Raw genomic sequence first — 16,486 nt, forward strand, 5'->3', positions numbered from 1 at the left:
GGATCGAGCCTCGCCGCGGCGGCGCGTACCGGGTCGTCAGCCGCGATCGCGCAGCGGGAGGCGGACGGCCGCCAGACGGGCGGAGAGCACCTGGACGAACGCCGACCACCGGGCCGAGACCGCCCAGCCCACCCGGGCGGCCGAACGCGGCAGCAGCAGGGCCCGCAGGCGTGCCCTGCGGGACACCGCCGCCAGCAGCCCGGCCCGCGCCGTCAGGACGTCGCCCGCCGTGTCCTCGTCGGACGGTCCGGCTCCCGGCGGTGCGTACAGCGCCCGCTCCACCGCGCCCGCGACCCGGTGCACGGCCTGGGCGGCCGCACCCTCCAGCCCTCCTCGCTCGACGACGCGTCCGGCCGCCCGCCGGGGCGACAGCGCGTCGTCCGGCTCGATGCCCACGTCCCAGGCACAGTCGCCCAGCTCCCGCCAGGCGAGCAGCACGTCCCGTGCGGCGAGCCGCCGCTCCCGCAGCCGCCTGCGCCACACCAGCGGAAGCAGGGGCAGCGACAGCAGCGACAGCCCGCCGGCCGTCCAGCCCAGTACGGCGAGGACCGACACACCGCCGGAACCCGCTCCGGCGTCCTGTCCGGCGACCGGAGCCCCGCACTCGCCGAGCTTCTTGAGGTCCGGCGGGCAGGCGTCCGACTGCGACGGGGCGGCCGTCGGCTGCGACGCGTCCGGCGACGGCAGGGAGGTCGGCGCGGACGGCTGGGTCTGCGGGGTGTCGGCGCGGCCGTAGTCCGGCAGCGAGATCCCGGACCGCGGGGTCGGCTCGAACCGGGTCCAGCCCGCGCCCTCGAAGTACAGCTCGGGCCAGGCGTGGGCGTCGCGCATCGTCACGTTCACGCTGCCGTCCGACTGCTTGGTGCCCGGGGTGAAACCGACCGCGACCCGCGCCGGGATGCCCAGCGAGCGGGCCATCGCCGCCATCGAGAACGAGAAGTGGATGCAGAAGCCCTCCTTGTCGTTCAGGAAGCGGACGATGGCCTGCGAGCCCGTACCCGAGGACACCGTCGTGTCGTAGCGGAACCCGCCGCTGACCGCGAAGAAGTCCTGGAGCATCACGGCCCGCGTGTAGTTGTCCTTGGCGCCGCGGGTGACCCGCCGGGCCGTGTCGCCGACGACCGCCGGAAGGTTGTCCGGCAGTTTCGTGTACTCGTTCATCACCAGCGGGTCGGTCGGCGGGGCGTGCCGGAGCTGCTCCGCCGTCGGCTGGAGCAGCAGGCTCCGGACCGTGTACTGCGCGCCCTGCACGTTCTGGTAGGTGTCCTTGCCGAGCTGGTCGCCGACCAGGGTCCGGCCGACCGGTTCGAACCGCCACTTGCCGCCGATGTCCACCTGGGTCGCCGGGTAGGGCATCGGCAGGTAGCGCTGGGCGTACGTCTCGGCGGCCGAGACGGTCGTCCGCACCTCGGACGCGGTCCGCCGGATCTCCAGGTCGCTGAGCCCCTGCGGGTTCGGCAGCCGCGGCGGCACATCCGTCAGGGGCCGCCCGGAGGCCTCCCACTTGACCCCGTCGAACTCGTCGAGCGCCAGGATGCGCAGGTACTGCTCGGAGAGCTGCGGACTGTCCGTGCGGTAGCGCAGCACCACCCGGTTGTCCTGCGCGTTCAGGCTGCTCTGCAGGGAGACCAGTGGGTTCACCGCCGAGATCGTGCCGCCGCCCGACCCGCCGGAGCCGCCGTCGCCGCCGGTCCCGAGCATCCCGCCGCCCATCGCCGGCAGCGCCACCGGCGCGACCAGCGCCAGGCCCAGCGCGACCGCGCCGATCCGCCGCCCCGTCCGTACCGGGGCCACGGCCTGACCGCCGCCGCTCCCGACGCCTCCGGTCCCCGGGGCGGCCCCGCCGAACACCCGGCCCCACTGGGCGAGCCGGTCACGGCTCTCCGAGAGCAGCAGCAACAGGTAGCCGCAGCCGGCCAGCAGGAAATCGAGCCAGGCGCCGCCGCGGCCCGCCGACAGCCCGGCGGCCACCGAGTACAGCGCGAGCAGCGGGAGCCCGGCCGCGGCGGCGGAGCGCGCCGTCACGGCCAGCAGGTCCACCGCCAGCCCGATCAGCAGCACCCCGGACAGCAGCAGCAGCCGGATGCCGTCGGTCGTCGGGGCCGGTATGGCGAACTCGCCGACGTCCCGCACGCCCTGCCCGAACAGCGAGCCGAAGTCCGTGACGAGGTAGCCCAGGACCCCGCCCGAGGGGTTCTCCGCCTTCCCCGCGAACAGGAACGCGAGGAGCAGCAGGGACACCAGGAACTGCGCGCCGACCGTCAGCGCACGGGCCAGCGGCACCCGCCGGGCGCCGGCGCCCACCAGGCTCTGTACGGCCAGCAGCCCCGCCGCCTGCACCAGCCAGCCGGGGGACTCCACCAACGGCGTCAGCGACCACGAGGTGAGCAGCGTCGCGAGCAGTGCGAAGAGCGTCAGCCGTGCGTGCCCGCTCATCCGCGGCCTCCGGTGGCGGTCGTGCCAAGGCCGGCGGTACCGGACTGGCGCCACAGCTCCGCGAAGGCGGCGCCGGGCGGCGCGGCCAGCGCCGTCCAGCCCGCGTCGCGCAGCCGGCGCAGGGGTTCCTCCACCCGCGAGGGCAGCCCGGTCCAGGCCGCGGCGTCCAGCACGAACGCCACCGCGTACCCGCTGCGTTGGCGCATCCGGGCCGCCAGTTCGGTCTGCGCGTCGTCCAGATCCCCGAAGAAGGCGACGAGGAGTCCGTCGGAGCCGGTCCCGGCGAAGCCGCCCCCGCTGCCGCGCATCGCCTCGTAGGCGCGACCGAGGCCGGCGCCGTCGGAGTGGCCGACGACCGCGAGGGTGTCCATCATCAGCCCGGCCGCCTCGGCGGACTCCTGGGAGCCGGAGGAGAACCCGCCGCCCGCCTCACCGGGCACCGAGTCGCCCGTGTCGGTCACCAGCCGCACCGAGAAGCCGTGCTCCAGCAGGTGCAGCAGGGTGGAGGCGGCCCCCGAGACGGCCCACTCGAAGGCGGAACCGGGTCCCGCGCCCTCGTACGCGCCCCGCCGGGTGTCCAGCAGGACGGTGGCCTTGCTGCGCTGGGGCTGCTCCTCGCGGCGCACCATCAGCTCGCCGTAGCGGGCGGTGGAACGCCAGTGCACCCGGCGCAGGTCGTCGCCGCGCCGGTAGGTGCGCGGGATGACGTCGTCGTCCCCGGCCAGGGCCAGCGAGCGGCGGCTGCCGTCGCCGTAGCCGGAGGACTCCCCGCTCAGCCGCACCGGGGGCAGGGCCTCGGTGCGCGGGATGACGGTCAGGGTGTCGTACGCGCTGAAGGAGCGGGTCAGCTCGACCATCCCGAACGGGTCGGTCAGACGCAGTTGGAGCGGGCCCAGCGGGTAGCGTCCGCGCAGGTCGGAGCGGACCCGATAGGACACCTCGCGGCGGCCTCCCGGCTCGACCCGGTCCAGCACGAAACGGGGCCGCGGCCCCAGTACGTAGGGCACCCGGTCCTGGAGCATCAGCAGTCCGGTGGGCATCCGGGAGACGTTGTCCATGCGCAGTCGCACCCGGGCCTCGCCTCCGGCGGGTACCCGGGCCGGGGTCAACCGGCGGCTGCCGGAGACCCGGTAGCGGGTGCGGTGCAGGGCCGCGACGCAGATCAGCGGCAGCAGGGCGAGCAGCAGCCCGACCCGGAGCAGTTCGCTCTGGCCCAGGACGTAGGCGCACACGGCGGCGGCGGCCCCGGCGGCGAGGAAGGACCGGCCGCGGGTGGTGAGCCCGGAAAGCGAGGCCCGCAGCCCGCCGGCACCCTGGGCCGTCCCGCCGGCGCCGTGCGGGGCACCGGCGCCCATCAGAAGCCCCGGATGCCCGCGCCGGGCGGCATCTCGCCGCGGGCGTGCGCGGCGGGTACGGGGGTGCGCTGGAGGATGTCGACGACGACCTGCTCGGCGGTGCGCCGGTTCAGCTGCGCCTGCGCGGTGGGCAGCAGCCGGTGGGCGAGGACGGGTCCGGCCAGTTGCTGGACGTCGTCGGGCAGGACGTAATCGCGCCCCGACAGCGCGGCGGACGCCTTCACCGCGCGCAGCAGGTGCAAGGTGGCGCGGGGCGAGGCGCCCAGGCGCAGGTCCGGGTGGCCGCGGGTGGCGGAGACGAGGTCGACCACGTACCGGCGGACGGGCTCGGCCACGTACACCTCGCGGACGGCGTCGATCAACTTGACGATGTCGTGGGCGTGGGCGACGGCCTGGAAGTCGTCGAGCGGGGAGGCCCCGCCGTGCACGTCGAGCATCTGGAGCTCGGCCTCGCGGCTCGGGTAGCCGACCGAGACGCGCGCCATGAAGCGGTCACGCTGCGCCTCGGGCAGCGGGTAGGTCCCCTCCATCTCCACCGGGTTCTGGGTGGCGACGACCATGAAGGGGGTGGGCAGCGCGTAGGTGGTGCCGTCGGTGGTGACCTGCCGCTCCTCCATCGACTCCAGCAGCGCCGACTGGGTCTTCGGAGAGGCGCGGTTGATCTCGTCGCCGATGACGATCTGCGCGAAGATCGCGCCCGGCTTGAACTCGAACTCGTGGCGCTGCTGGTCGTAGATGCTGACGCCGGTGATGTCGGAGGGCAGCAGGTCCGGGGTGAACTGGATGCGCTGGACCGAGCAGTCGATGGACTTGGCGAGCGCCTTGGCGAGCATCGTCTTGCCCACGCCCGGGACGTCCTCGATCAGCAGGTGCCCCTCCGCGAGCAAGACGGTCAGCGCGAGGCGGACGACCTCGGGCTTGCCCTCGATGACGCTCTCGACCGAGTGGCGCACCCGCTCCGCCGTGCTGGTCAGATCCGCGAGGCTCGCTCGATCGTCGTACGTGGTCACCTGGTTCTCCTCGGCCCTTTCCCAGGGCCGACGCCCCTTGGCGCATGACCGGCCCACCCCGAAACCCCCGAACGCGCGGGGGTGAACGCCGGGCCCGACGGCTCCCGGGTGGCGTCACCCCGCATTCTTGACGGCGTTGTGGCGTCGTGTCACTCAGGAGACGGGATCGATCTCCCGCAGGAGCCCGGTGTGTACGTCGAAGACGAAGCCTCGCACATCGTCCTTGAAAGGCAGGAAGGGGTTCGTGCGGACCCGCTGCATCGACTGGCGGACGTCCTGGTCCACGTCCCGGAAGGCCTCCACGGCCCATGCGGGACGCTGGCCCACCTCGTCCTCCAGTTCGTGCCGGAAGTCCTCGGTCAGGCTTTCGAGGCCGCAGCCGGTGTGGTGGATCAGTATCACCGTGCGGGTGCCGAGCGCCCGCTGGCTGATGGTGAGCGAGCGGATGGTGTCGTCGGTGACCACGCCGCCCGCGTTGCGGATGGTGTGGCAGTCGCCGAGTTCCAGTCCGAGGGCCTTGTGCAGGTCGAGGCGGGCGTCCATACAAGCCACCACGGCGACCTGCAGTACGGGACGCGCGTCCATGCCGGGGTCGGTGAAGTCCGCGGCGTAACGCCGGTTCGCCTCGACCAGCCGGTCGGTGACGGAGCGGTCGCCGGATGCCTGGGTTGCCGGGTCTGCGGGCAGCGATGCGGAAGTCGTCATGGGTACGACGTTAATGGTCACAGCTCGTCGTGGCAGCGAGTGAGGGTGGACAAAGAACGTCAACCGCAGTTGTTGTGAGCTAATCCACAGGGGTGGGGCGGGGTAGCCCGTTCGGGTGATTGGCGGCTTTTGCGGGTTGGCCGACAGCGGGGCGCACCGCGCGCGGGGCGGTTCGTTGACCGTGGCGACCGTTGCACTAAAGTGACGCGAACCGGCCGGAGCCCGGCCCTCACCGGCCGCCCGGCCCCCTGGTAACACTCCGCGTGCGCGGCGCGGCGTATGCCTGCCGCGCCGTTATCTGAGAGGGCGCTTTGACTAGCGAGTCCCGACATGTCCCGGTAATGCTCCAGCGGTGCCTGGACCTGTTGGCCCCGGCGCTGGAGAGGCCCGGCGCCGTCGTCGTCGACTGCACCCTCGGCCTCGGCGGCCACAGCGAGGCCCTGCTGACCCGGTTCCCCGAGGCCCGTCTGATCGGCCTGGACCGCGACAAGGAGGCCCTGCGGCTCTCCGGCGAGCGGCTCGCGCCCTTCGGCGAGCGGGCCACCCTCGTGCACGCCATCTACGCCGACCTCGCCGAGGTGCTGGACAGCCTGGGCATCCCCACCGTCCAGGGCATCCTCTTCGACCTGGGCGTGTCCTCCATGCAGCTCGACGAGGCCGACCGCGGCTTCGCCTACGCGCAGGACGCGCCGCTGGACATGCGGATGGACCAGACCACCGGCATCGGCGCCGCCGAGGTGCTCAACACGTACGCGCCCGGCGAGCTGGTCCGCATCCTGCGCCAGTACGGCGAGGAGAAGCAGGCCAAGCGCATCGTGTCGGCGATCGTGCGCGAGCGCGAGCGGGAACCGTTCTCGAACAGCGCCCGGCTGGTCGAGGTGATCCGCGAGGCGCTGCCGCAGGCGGCGAAGCGGACGGGCGGCAACCCGGCGAAGCGGACCTTCCAGGCCCTGCGGATCGAGGTCAACGCCGAGCTGGCCGGGCTGGAGCGGGCCATCCCCGCGGCCGTGGACCGGATCGCGGTCGGCGGCCGGATCGCGGTGCTGTCCTACCACTCGCTGGAGGACCGCCTCGTGAAGCAGGTGTTCGCGGCCGGCGCCGCCTCCACCGCTCCGCCGGGCCTGCCGGTGGTGCCCGAGCGCTACCAGCCGAAGCTGAAGCTGCTCACCCGCGGCGCGGAGCTCCCGACGGAGGAGGAGATCGCCGAGAACCGGCGGGCCGCCCCGGCGCGCTTCCGCGGGGTCGAGCGCATCCGGGAGGCGCGACTGTGACGAAACGCGGGCTGCTGCGGGGCGGGGGCGGGGCGGGGGCCGGTCAGGGCCCGTCCGGCCAGGGCACGTCCGGGCAGGCGGCGCGGATGCCGTTCGTCCTGCTGGTCGTGGCCCTGCTCGGCGGCGGGCTGATCAGCCTGCTGCTGTTGAACTCGGCGTTGAACCAGGGCTCCTTCCAGCTGAGCAAGCTCAAGAAGGAGACCACCGTCCTGCGGGACGAGCAGCAGGAGCTCCAGCGGGACGTGGACGGCTACTCGGCTCCCGACGCGCTCCAGCGCCGGGCGCACGAGCTGGGCCTGGTGCCCGGCGGAAGCCCCGTCTTCATCGGCCCGGACGGGAAGGTCGCGGGTACCCCGGCGGCGGCCGAGGCGCCGCCCGCGCCCGCGCCCCCGCCCTCCGCGCCGCCGGTGTCCCCGAGCCCGGCCGCGGCTTCCGCCCCGCCGGCCGTGGCCGCCTCACCCACCCCGAGCCCGGCGGGCTCGCCCTCCTCCGGAAGGTGACGTCGTGAACGGAACGCAGCCCCGCCGGCCATCGAGGCACGGGGTCGGACGCGCGGCCCCGGCAACGGCGCCGCGGACGACCACGGCGGGCCGGCGGCACGGGGCGGGCACGTGAGCCCGCAGGTGCCGCGGCGCAGGGTGCCCGGCCCGGCGCGGGCGCGGACCACCGGCCGCCCCGCCCCCGCGCGCACCCCGCACACCATCCGCCTCGGCAGCCCTAAACCCCGGCTGCGTCTGGTCAGCGTCGCCCTCACCCTGGTGATGGCCGCCTTCGTCGTACGGCTCCTCCAGGTCCAGGCCGTCGACGCCTCCGCCTACTCCGCCAAGGCCTCCGAGAACCGCTTCGCCAGCTACACCCTGGCCGCCGAGCGCGGGGAGATCACCGACCGCAAGGGCGTGGCCCTGGCCACCAGCGTCGACGCGTACGACATCACCGCCGACCCGAAGATGTTCACCCCGCAGGAGAGCAAGGCCCCCGACGCCCCCGCGCAGGCCGCCGCCCTCCTCGCGCCGATCCTCGGCAAGGACGCCAAGGAGATCGCGTCCCGCCTGGCGACCAAGAACACCCGCTACGTCGTCCTCGCGCGCCGCCAGACCCCCCAGGTCTGGAACCAGATCAAGGACCTCCAGAAGGTCTTCGCCGACAAGGCGGCAGTCGACCGGAAGAACAACGGGCCCGGCGCCAACGTCCTGGCCGGCGTGTTCAAGGAGGACAGCAGCAAGCGCGTGTACCCGAACGGCGACCTGGCCGCCGGGATACTGGGTTACGTCAACGCCGACGGCAAGGGCGGCGGCGGCCTGGAGTCCGCGCTCGACAAGAAGCTGGCGGGCAAGGACGGCGAACTGACCTACGCCCAGTCCGGCGGGCGCCGCGTCCCCACCGCCGGCTCCAGCGAGAAGCCCGCCGTACCCGGCGCGGACATCGAACTGACCATCGACCGCGACATCCAGTGGGCCGCGCAGAGCGCGATCAGCGAGCAGGTCGAGAAGTCCGGCGCCGACCGCGGCTACGTCATCGTCCAGGACACCCGCACCGGCGAGGTGCTGGCCATGGCCAACGCCCCCGGCTTCGACCCCAACGACCTCGGCAAGGCCGGCTCGGCCGCCATGGGCAACGCGGCCCTCCAGGACGTCTACGAGCCCGGCTCCACCGCGAAGGTGATGTCGATGGCCGCCGTACTGGAGGAGAAGAAGGCCACCCCGGAGACCCATGTCGAGGTCCCCAACCGGCTGCACCGGGGCGACCGGCTCTTCAAGGACGACATCGACCACCCCACCTGGTACCTGACCCTCAACGGGGTCCTCGCCAAGTCCTCGAACATCGGCACGATCCTCGCCACCGGCCAGCTGGGCAACACCCAGGCCGAGGCCAACAAGGTCCTCTACTCCTACCTGAACAAGTTCGGGATCGGGCAGCCCACCGGCCTGAACTACCCGGGGGAGTCCCGGGGCATCCTCGCCAAACCCGAAAACTGGTCCACCTCCCAGCAGTTCACGATCCCCTTCGGCCAAGGCCTCTCCCTCAACGCCATGCAGGCGGCCTCGGTGTACTCCACGATCGCCAACGGAGGCGTCCGGATCGAGCCGACCCTGGTCCGCGGCACCAAGGGCCCCGACGGCCGCTTCACCCCGGCCAAGGCACCCGCGCAGACCCGCGTCGTCAGCCACGAGACCGCCAAGGCCCTCGCGCAGATGCTCGAATCCGTTGTCGACGACCAGGAGGGCACCGGCACCAAGGCGCGGATCCCCGGCTACCGGGTCGGCGGCAAGACCGGCACCTCCAACCGGGTGGATCCGGCCACCGGCCGCTACAAGGGCTACACCGCCTCGTTCGCCGGTTTCGCGCCCGCCGACGACCCCCGGATCACCGTCTACTGCGCCATCCAGAACCCCACCAAGGGCAGCTACTTCGGCGGCCAGATCTGCGGACCGATCTACAAGAAGGTCATGGAGTTCGCGCTCAAGACCCTGCGGATCGCCCCTACCGGAACCGCCCCCGCCGGGCTGCCCGTCACCTACGACGTCGCACCCCCGCCGGCCCCACAACCCGCACCTCGGACCGGCCCGCAGCCCGGCCAGTGAACCGACCGCCCAGCCACAGACGCGTGAGGCACCATCAGTGACAACGATCACCCCGAAACCCGGGAACCAGTCGCCCTCCGACACCCCGGCCGGGCCCTCACTTCGCGAGCGGCCCGCCACGCCCGGTACGCTCACCGCCGTGTCCCACGCTGATCAGCCCAGAACGCCACAGAAAGACGCCCCGGCAGCGCCGCCGGGAGCGCCCCGGCCCGAGTCCGTCCGCCCGACCCCGTTGGGCGAGCTGGCGGAGCTGCTGGGCGTGCGAGCGGCAGGCGCCGACCCGGAGTCGCAGACGACGCGGATCACCGGCATCACGCACGACTCCCGCGCCGTGCGCCCCGGCGACCTGTACGCGGCGCTGCCCGGCGCCAAGCTGCACGGGGCGGACTTCGCCGCCCAGGCCGCCGCCCTCGGCGCAGCCGCCGTGCTGACCGACCCGGCGGGCGCCGAACGCGCCGCCGCGACGGGACTGCCGGTGCTCGCCGTCGACGACCCGCGCGCCCGGATGGGCGAGCTCGCCGCGCGGATCTACGGCCGCCCGGGCGAGTCCCTGCTCCAGCTCGGCATCACCGGCACCTCGGGGAAGACCACCACGGCCTACCTCGTCGACGGCGGCCTGCGCGGCACCGGACGCGCGACGGGCCTGGTCGGCACGGTCGAGATGCGCATCGGGGACGAGCGCATCAAGTCCGAGCGCACCACCCCCGAGGCCACCGACCTCCAGGCCCTCTTCGCCCTCATGCGCGAACGCGGCGTCGAAGCCGTGACCATGGAGGTCTCCAGCCACGCCCTGGTGCTCGGCCGGGTCGACGGCTGCGTCTTCGACGTCGCGGTCTTCAACAACCTGAGCCCCGAACACATGGAGTTCCACTCCGACATGGAGGACTACTTCCAGGCCAAGGCGCAGCTCTTCACCGAGCGCCGCGCCCGCCTCGGGGTGGTCAACGTCGACGACGAGTACGGCCGCCGCCTGGCCAAGGAGGCGGCGATCCCGGTCGTCACCTTCTCCGCGGCGGGCGACCCCGGCGCCGACTGGCGCGCCGAGGACGTGGTGCTCGGCGCCGCCGACTCCACGCTGACCCTGCTGGGCCCGGACGGACAGCGTGTACGGGCCACCGCACCGCTGCCCGGCCCGTTCAACGTCGCCAACACGGTCGCCGCGATCGTCACGCTCGCCACCGCCGGCATCGACCCGCAGACCGCCGCCGACGGCGTCGCCGCGGTCCCCGGGGTGCCCGGTCGGCTGGAGCGGGTCGAGGCGGGCCAGCCGTACCTGGCCGTCGTCGACTACGCGCACAAGACGGACGCCGTCGAATCGGTGCTGCGGGCCCTGCGCGAGGTCACCGAGGGCAAGGTGCACATCGTGCTCGGCTGCGGCGGCGACCGCGACACCACCAAGCGCGCCCCGATGGGCGCCGCCGCCGCCCGCTTCGCCGACACCGCGATCCTGACCTCCGACAACCCGCGCTCCGAGGACCCGCTCGCGATCCTCGCCGCGATGTTCGAGGGCGCCGTCTCCGTGCCGCCCGCCGAGCGGGGCTCCGTCCTGGTCGACGCCGACCGGGCCGCGGCCATCGCCGCCGCCGTGGCGCGCGCCCGGCCGGGCGACACCGTCCTCGTGGCCGGCAAGGGCCACGAGCAGGGCCAGGACACCGCGGGCGTCGTCCGTCCCTTCGACGACCGCGCGGTGCTGCGCGCCGCCATCGAACGCCAACAGCAGGCCCCCCAGGCCGAGGTGACCCCGTGATCCCCCTCTCCCTCGCCGAGATCGCCGACATCACCGGCGGGCAGCTCCACGACATACCGGATGCGTCCGTCCTGGTCACCGGCCCCGTCGTGTTCGACTCCCGCCAGGTGGAGGACGGCAGCCTGTTCGCCGCCTTCGTCGGCGAACGCGTCGACGGCCACGACTACGCCGCCACGGCCGTCGAGGCGGGCGCCCGCGCCGTCCTCGCCACCCGACCCGTCGACGTGCCCGCCATCGTCGTCCCCGACGTCGTGGCGGCCCTCGGGGCGCTGGCCGGCGCGGTCGTCGCCCGGATCGGCACCGACGTGGTGGCCCTGACCGGTTCGGCCGGGAAGACCTCCACCAAGGACCTCATCGCCCAGGTCCTCCAGCACCACGCGCCGACGGTGTGGACGCCGGGCAACCTCAACAACGAGATCGGGCTGCCGATCACCACCCTGCGCGCCACCGAGGAGACCCGGCACCTGGTGCTGGAGATGGGCGCCCGCGGCATCGGCCACATCCGCTACCTCACGGGGCTCACCCCGCCCCGCATCGGACTCGTGCTGAACGTGGGCACCGCCCACATCGGCGAGTTCGGCGGTCGCGAGGCCATCGCCCAGGCCAAGGGCGAGCTGGTGGAGGCGCTGCCGTCCGAGGCGGAGGGCGGCGTCGCCGTCCTGAACGCCGACGACCCGCTGGTCCGTGCCATGTCCTCCCGCACGAAGGCCCGCACGGTCCTGTTCGGGGAGTCGGAGGAAGCCGACGTCCGGGCCACGGATGTCCGGATGACGCCCCAGGGACGGCCGTCCTTCACACTCCACACACCCACCGGGTGCAGTGACGTGACCTTGCGCCTGTACGGTGAGCACCACGTGTCGAACGCGCTCGGCGCGGCCGCGGTCGCCCATGTACTGGGCATGTCCGCCGAGGAGATCGCCACCGCGCTCTCCGGGGCGGGCACGTTGTCCCGGTGGCGGATGGAGGTCACCGAGCGCGCGGACGGCGTCACGATCGTCAACGACGCCTACAACGCGAACCCCGAGTCCATGCGGGCCGCTCTGCGAGCGCTCGTCGCGATGGGCTCCGCCGCACAGGCGGACGGGGGCCGCACGTGGGCGGTGCTCGGCCCCATGGCCGAGCTCGGTGACGACGCGCTGGCCGAACACGACGCGGTGGGACGGCTTGCCGTCCGGCTCAACGTGAGCAAGCTCGTCGCAGTCGGGGGCAGGGAAGCGTCCTGGTTGCAACTGGGCGCATATAACGAGGGTTCGTGGGGTGAGGAGTCGGTGCTCGTGTCCGACGCGCAGGCGGCGGTCGACCTGTTGCGCAGTGAACTGCGCCCGGGGGACGTCGTGCTGGTGAAGGCTTCCAGGTCGGCCGGTCTGGAGCGGGTCGCACAGGCTCTGCTCGAAGGCGAGGCCTCCGACCGATGAGGCAGATCCTGTTCGCCGGTGTCATCGGCATGTTCCTCACCGTCATCGGCACCCCGCTGCTGATCAAGCTGCTGGCCCGCAAGGGCTACGGCCAGTTCATCCGCGACGACGGCCCGCGCGGCCACGCCGGGAAGAAGGGGACGCCCACCATGGGTGGCATCTCCTTCATCCTGGCCACCCTCATCGCGTACGCCCTCACCAAGGTGATCACCGGCGAGGAGCCGAGCTTCTCGGGTCTGCTGGTCCTGTTCCTGATGGCGGGCATGGGTCTGGTCGGCTACCTGGACGACTACATCAAGATCGTCAAGAGGCGCTCGCTCGGTCTGCGGGCGAAGGCCAAGATGGCCGGCCAGCTGATCGTCGGCATCGCCTTCGCGGTGCTCGCGCTCCAGTTCAAGGACTCGCGCGGGCTGACCCCGGCCTCCACCAAACTGTCGTTCGTCACGGACTTCGGCTGGGCCATCGGCCCGGTGCTGTTCGTGGTCTGGGCGCTGTTCATGATCCTGGCCATGTCCAACGGCGTGAACCTGACGGACGGCCTGGACGGCCTGGCCACGGGCGCCGCGGTGATGGTCTTCGGCGCGTACACCTTCATCGGTGTCTGGCAGCACCAGGAGTCCTGCGTGAACGCGCAGGACCTGACCAACCCGGCGGCCTGCTTCGAGGTCCGCGACCCGCTGGACCTCGCGGTCGTCGCCTCCGCCCTGATGGGCGCCTGCTTCGGCTTCCTGTGGTGGAACACCTCACCAGCCAAGATCTTCATGGGTGACACCGGCTCGCTCGCGCTCGGCGGCGCCCTGGCCGGCCTCGCGATCTGCTCCCGCACGGAGTTCCTGATCGCCCTGCTCGGCGGCCTCTTCGTCCTCATCACCATGTCGGTCGTCATCCAGGTCGGCTCCTTCAAGCTGACCGGGAAGCGCGTCTTCCGGATGGCCCCGCTGCAACACCACTTCGAACTCAAGGGGTGGTCCGAAGTCCTTGTGGTGGTCCGCTTCTGGATCATCCAGGGCATGTGCGTGATCGTGGGCCTCGGACTCTTCTACGCGGGATGGGCAGCGGACAAGTGACGTCCTGGCAGGACAAGAACATCACCGTCGCCGGTCTGGGCGTGAGCGGCGTCAGCGCCGCCCGCGCCCTGGCCGGCCTCGGCGCGGTCGTGACCGTCGTGGACGGCGGCGACGGCGAGGGACACCGGGCCCGCGCGGCGGAGCTGGAGGCGGCGGGGATCTCCGTGCGCCTCGCGGACGCCGAGACGCTCCCCGAGGGCACCGACCTGGTCGTCACCTCGCCCGGCTGGAAGCCCGACAGCCCGCTGTTCGAGGCGGCCGCGCGAGCGGGCGTCGAGGTCGTCGGGGACGTGGAGATCGCCTGGCTGCTGCGCGGCCCCGACGCGGCCCCCTGGCTGGCGATCACCGGTACCAACGGCAAGACCACCACCACGCAGATGCTTGCCTCGATCCTGCGGGCCGCCGGGCTCAAGACGGCGGCCGTCGGCAACATCGGCACCCCCATCATCGACGTGGTGACCGGCGGCGAGCGCTACGACGTACTCGCCGTCGAACTCTCCAGCTACCAGCTGCACTGGGCGCCCTCGGTGCGCGCCCACTCCGCGGCCGTGCTCAACCTGGCCCCCGACCACCTCGACTGGCACGGCTCCATGGAGGCGTACGCCGCCGACAAGGGCCGGATCTACGAGGGCAACACCGTCGCCTGCGTCTACAACGTCGCCGACCGGGCCACCGAGGAACTGGTCGAGAAGGCCGACGTCGAAGAAGGCTGCCGGGCCATCGGGTTCACCCTCGGCGCCCCCGGTCCCTCCATGCTCGGCGTCGTCGACGGCATCCTCGTGGACCGCGCGTTCGTCGAGAACCGGCAGAAGAACGCCCAGGAACTCGCCGAGGTCGGGGACGTCAACCCGCCGGCCCCGCACAACATCGCCAACGCGCTGGCCGCGGCGGCCCTCGCCCGCGCCTTCGGCGTCCCGCCCCGCGCCGTCCGCGACGGACTGCGCGACTTCCGGCCGGACGCCCACCGGGTCGCGCACGTGGCCGAGGTGGACGGGGTCACGTACGTCGACGACTCCAAGGCCACCAACACCCACGCGGCGGAGGCCTCCCTCGCCGCCTTCGAGCCCGTCGTCTGGATCGCCGGAGGTCTCGCCAAGGGCGCGACCTTCGACGAACTCGTGCGGAAGTCGGCGGAGCGGCTGCGCGCCGTGGTGCTGATGGGCGCCGACCGGGCCCTGATCGCGCAGGCGCTGGCGCGACACGCCCCGCAGGTCCCGGTCGTGGACCTCGACCGGACCGACACTGGGGCGATGCTCGCAGCGGTCCGGGAAGCGGCCCGGCTCGCCGAGCGCGGCGACACGGTCCTGCTGGCACCTGCCTGTGCCTCGATGGACATGTTCGCGAACTACAACAAGCGTGGGGACGCGTTCGCCGACGCGGTACGCGAACTGGCCGCCGAGAGCGCCTAGGTCGACCCAGGGCAGGTGTCCCTCCCCGACCGGCTGCTCGCCTCGTACGAGTGGAGGGGAAGATCACAGATGCCGGCCAGACAAGTCCTGCCGGGGCGGCGGCCGTCCGCCACGAAGGCCGCGAAGGCCGCGAAGGCGGTCAGGGCCGTCACGTCCGTGAAGGCGGTCAGGGCGCAGGGCCGAAAACGCCCTGCGGCCCGCCCCGGCGGCCCCGCGGGGCGCGGGCCGCTGGCCGGGTTCCGGCGTACGCAGTGGCAGGTGCGCAAGGCCTGGGACCGTCCGCTCACCGCGTATTACCTGATTTTCGGCAGCTCGCTGCTCATCACCGTCCTGGGACTGGTGATGGTCTACTCCGCCTCCATGATCAAGGCGCTCCAGCTGGGCCTGGGCGACGCCTACTTCTTCAAGAAGCAGTTCCTCGCCGCCCTGATCGGCGCCGGCCTGCTGATGATCGCCTCCCGGATGCCGGTCAAGCTCCACCGGGCGCTCTCCTATCCGGTGCTCGCCGGGACGCTCTTCCTGATGGTCCTGGTCCAGGTCCCCGGGATAGGGGTCTCGATCAACGGTAACCAGAATTGGATTTCCCTTGGCGGCCCGTTCATGCTCCAGCCCAGTGAGTTCGGCAAGCTGGCACTGATCCTGTGGGGCGCCGACCTGCTGGCACGCAAGGGCGAGAAGGGGCTCCTGAGCCAGTGGAAGCACCTGCTGGTGCCGCTCGTGCCGGTGGCCTTCCTGCTGCTCGGACTGATCATGCTCGGCGGGGACATGGGAACGGCCGTGATCCTCGGGGCGATCCTGTTCGGGTTGCTCTGGCTCGCCGGGGCGCCCACCCGGATGTTCGCGGGCGTGCTGACCTTCGCGGGTGTGATCGTCGTACTGCTGATCAAGACCAGCCCGCACCGGATGGACCGGCTGGCGTGCATCGGCGCGACAGAACCGGGCAAGAACGACCTTTGCTGGCAGGCCGTCCACGGGATCTACGCTCTCGCGTCCGGCGGATGGTTCGGTTCCGGCCTGGGTGCGAGTGTGGAAAAATGGGGGCAACTACCCGAAGCCCACACGGACTTCATCTTTGCCATCACCGGTGAGGAACTGGGTCTGGCGGGGACGCTGTCGGTGCTCGCCCTGTTCGCGGCTCTAGGCTATGCGGGTATCCGCGTGGCCGGACGCACGGAGGACTCCTTCGTACGGTATGCCGCGGGAGGCGTGACCACGTGGATCACGGCCCAGGCCGTGATCAACATCGGCGCGGTGCTCGGTCTGTTGCCGATCGCCGGGGTCCCGCTCCCGCTGTTCTCCTACGGGGGGTCCGCCCTGCTGCCGACCATGTTCGCGGTCGGACTGCTCATCGCCTTCGCGCGGGAGGAGCCGGCGGCGCGCGCGGCGCTCGCGATGCGGCAGCCGAAGAACGGCCGGCTGCTGACCGGGCTGAGATGGAAGTCGATGAGACGGCGCGTCACAAGGCGTCCGTCCGGAGAGCGGTGAATTT

The 16,486-nt window shown here is 72.5% G+C and carries 12 protein-coding genes; 8 read left to right on the forward strand and 4 right to left on the reverse strand.

The genetic code is table 11. The features are described 5' to 3' along the window. Window positions 1–36: 36 nt before the first annotated feature. The 4 genes from E6R62_RS21935 to E6R62_RS21950 form a co-directional block, all read right to left on the reverse strand. The gene (locus tag E6R62_RS21935) at window positions 37–2,436 is read right to left on the reverse strand and encodes a DUF3488 and transglutaminase-like domain-containing protein (protein ID WP_136215221.1); all 2,400 of its coding nucleotides are present in this window, start codon (window positions 2,434–2,436) and stop codon (window positions 37–39) included. After that, window positions 2,433–3,791 carry a DUF58 domain-containing protein gene (locus E6R62_RS21940; protein WP_136215222.1) on the reverse strand — a complete coding sequence of 453 codons (1,359 nt, stop codon included), beginning with the start codon at window positions 3,789–3,791 and terminating at the stop codon, window positions 2,433–2,435. Before E6R62_RS21940 ends, E6R62_RS21935 begins: the two co-directional genes overlap by 4 nt. Then, window positions 3,791–4,801, reverse strand: coding sequence for a MoxR family ATPase (locus E6R62_RS21945; RefSeq protein WP_136215223.1), 1,011 nt, complete (start codon window positions 4,799–4,801; stop codon window positions 3,791–3,793). Before E6R62_RS21945 ends, E6R62_RS21940 begins: the two co-directional genes overlap by 1 nt. Window positions 4,802–4,954: 153 nt before the next feature. Beyond that, a complete protein-coding gene (locus E6R62_RS21950; protein WP_240801807.1) occupies window positions 4,955–5,506 on the reverse strand; it encodes a carbonic anhydrase in 552 nt (183 codons plus the stop codon). 311 nt (window positions 5,507–5,817) lie between these two features. Between E6R62_RS21950 and rsmH the strand changes: the two genes are divergently transcribed. The 8 genes from rsmH to ftsW all read left to right on the forward strand — a co-directional run bounded on the left by rsmH (window position 5,818) and on the right by ftsW (window position 16,482). Beyond that, window positions 5,818–6,777: a 16S rRNA (cytosine(1402)-N(4))-methyltransferase RsmH gene (gene rsmH, locus E6R62_RS21955; protein WP_136215225.1), complete on the forward strand. Its 960-nt coding sequence runs from the start codon at window positions 5,818–5,820 to the stop codon at window positions 6,775–6,777. An 86-nt stretch (window positions 6,778–6,863) separates the two neighbouring features. Further along, window positions 6,864–7,277, forward strand: a complete 414-nt coding sequence (locus E6R62_RS21960) for a hypothetical protein (RefSeq protein ID WP_136215279.1) — start codon at window positions 6,864–6,866, stop codon at window positions 7,275–7,277. Between the two features lie 111 nt (window positions 7,278–7,388). Next, complete coding sequence (locus E6R62_RS21965; protein WP_136215226.1) at window positions 7,389–9,359, forward strand: penicillin-binding protein 2; 1,971 nt, start codon at window positions 7,389–7,391, stop codon at window positions 9,357–9,359. A gap of 37 nt (window positions 9,360–9,396) precedes the next feature. Then, window positions 9,397–11,106 carry a UDP-N-acetylmuramoyl-L-alanyl-D-glutamate--2,6-diaminopimelate ligase gene (locus E6R62_RS21970; protein ID WP_136215227.1) on the forward strand — a complete coding sequence of 570 codons (1,710 nt, stop codon included), beginning with the start codon at window positions 9,397–9,399 and terminating at the stop codon, window positions 11,104–11,106. After that, window positions 11,103–12,521, forward strand: a complete 1,419-nt coding sequence (gene murF / locus E6R62_RS21975; RefSeq protein ID WP_136215228.1) for a UDP-N-acetylmuramoyl-tripeptide--D-alanyl-D-alanine ligase — start codon at window positions 11,103–11,105, stop codon at window positions 12,519–12,521. Before E6R62_RS21970 ends, murF begins: the two co-directional genes overlap by 4 nt. Next, window positions 12,518–13,588, forward strand: coding sequence for a phospho-N-acetylmuramoyl-pentapeptide-transferase (gene mraY / locus E6R62_RS21980; protein WP_136215229.1), 1,071 nt, complete (start codon window positions 12,518–12,520; stop codon window positions 13,586–13,588). The genes murF and mraY overlap by 4 nt, the downstream gene beginning before the upstream one ends. Then, the gene (murD, locus tag E6R62_RS21985; protein ID WP_136215230.1) at window positions 13,570–14,997 is read left to right on the forward strand and encodes a UDP-N-acetylmuramoyl-L-alanine--D-glutamate ligase; all 1,428 of its coding nucleotides are present in this window, start codon (window positions 13,570–13,572) and stop codon (window positions 14,995–14,997) included. The genes mraY and murD overlap by 19 nt, the downstream gene beginning before the upstream one ends. A 69-nt stretch (window positions 14,998–15,066) precedes the next feature. Continuing rightward, window positions 15,067–16,482: a putative lipid II flippase FtsW gene (gene ftsW, locus E6R62_RS21990; protein ID WP_136215231.1), complete on the forward strand. Its 1,416-nt coding sequence runs from the start codon at window positions 15,067–15,069 to the stop codon at window positions 16,480–16,482. Window positions 16,483–16,486: the final 4 nt, after the last annotated feature.

It is taken from the genome of Streptomyces sp. A1136 (assembly GCF_004795055.1).
Classification (GTDB): domain Bacteria; phylum Actinomycetota; class Actinomycetes; order Streptomycetales; family Streptomycetaceae; genus Streptomyces.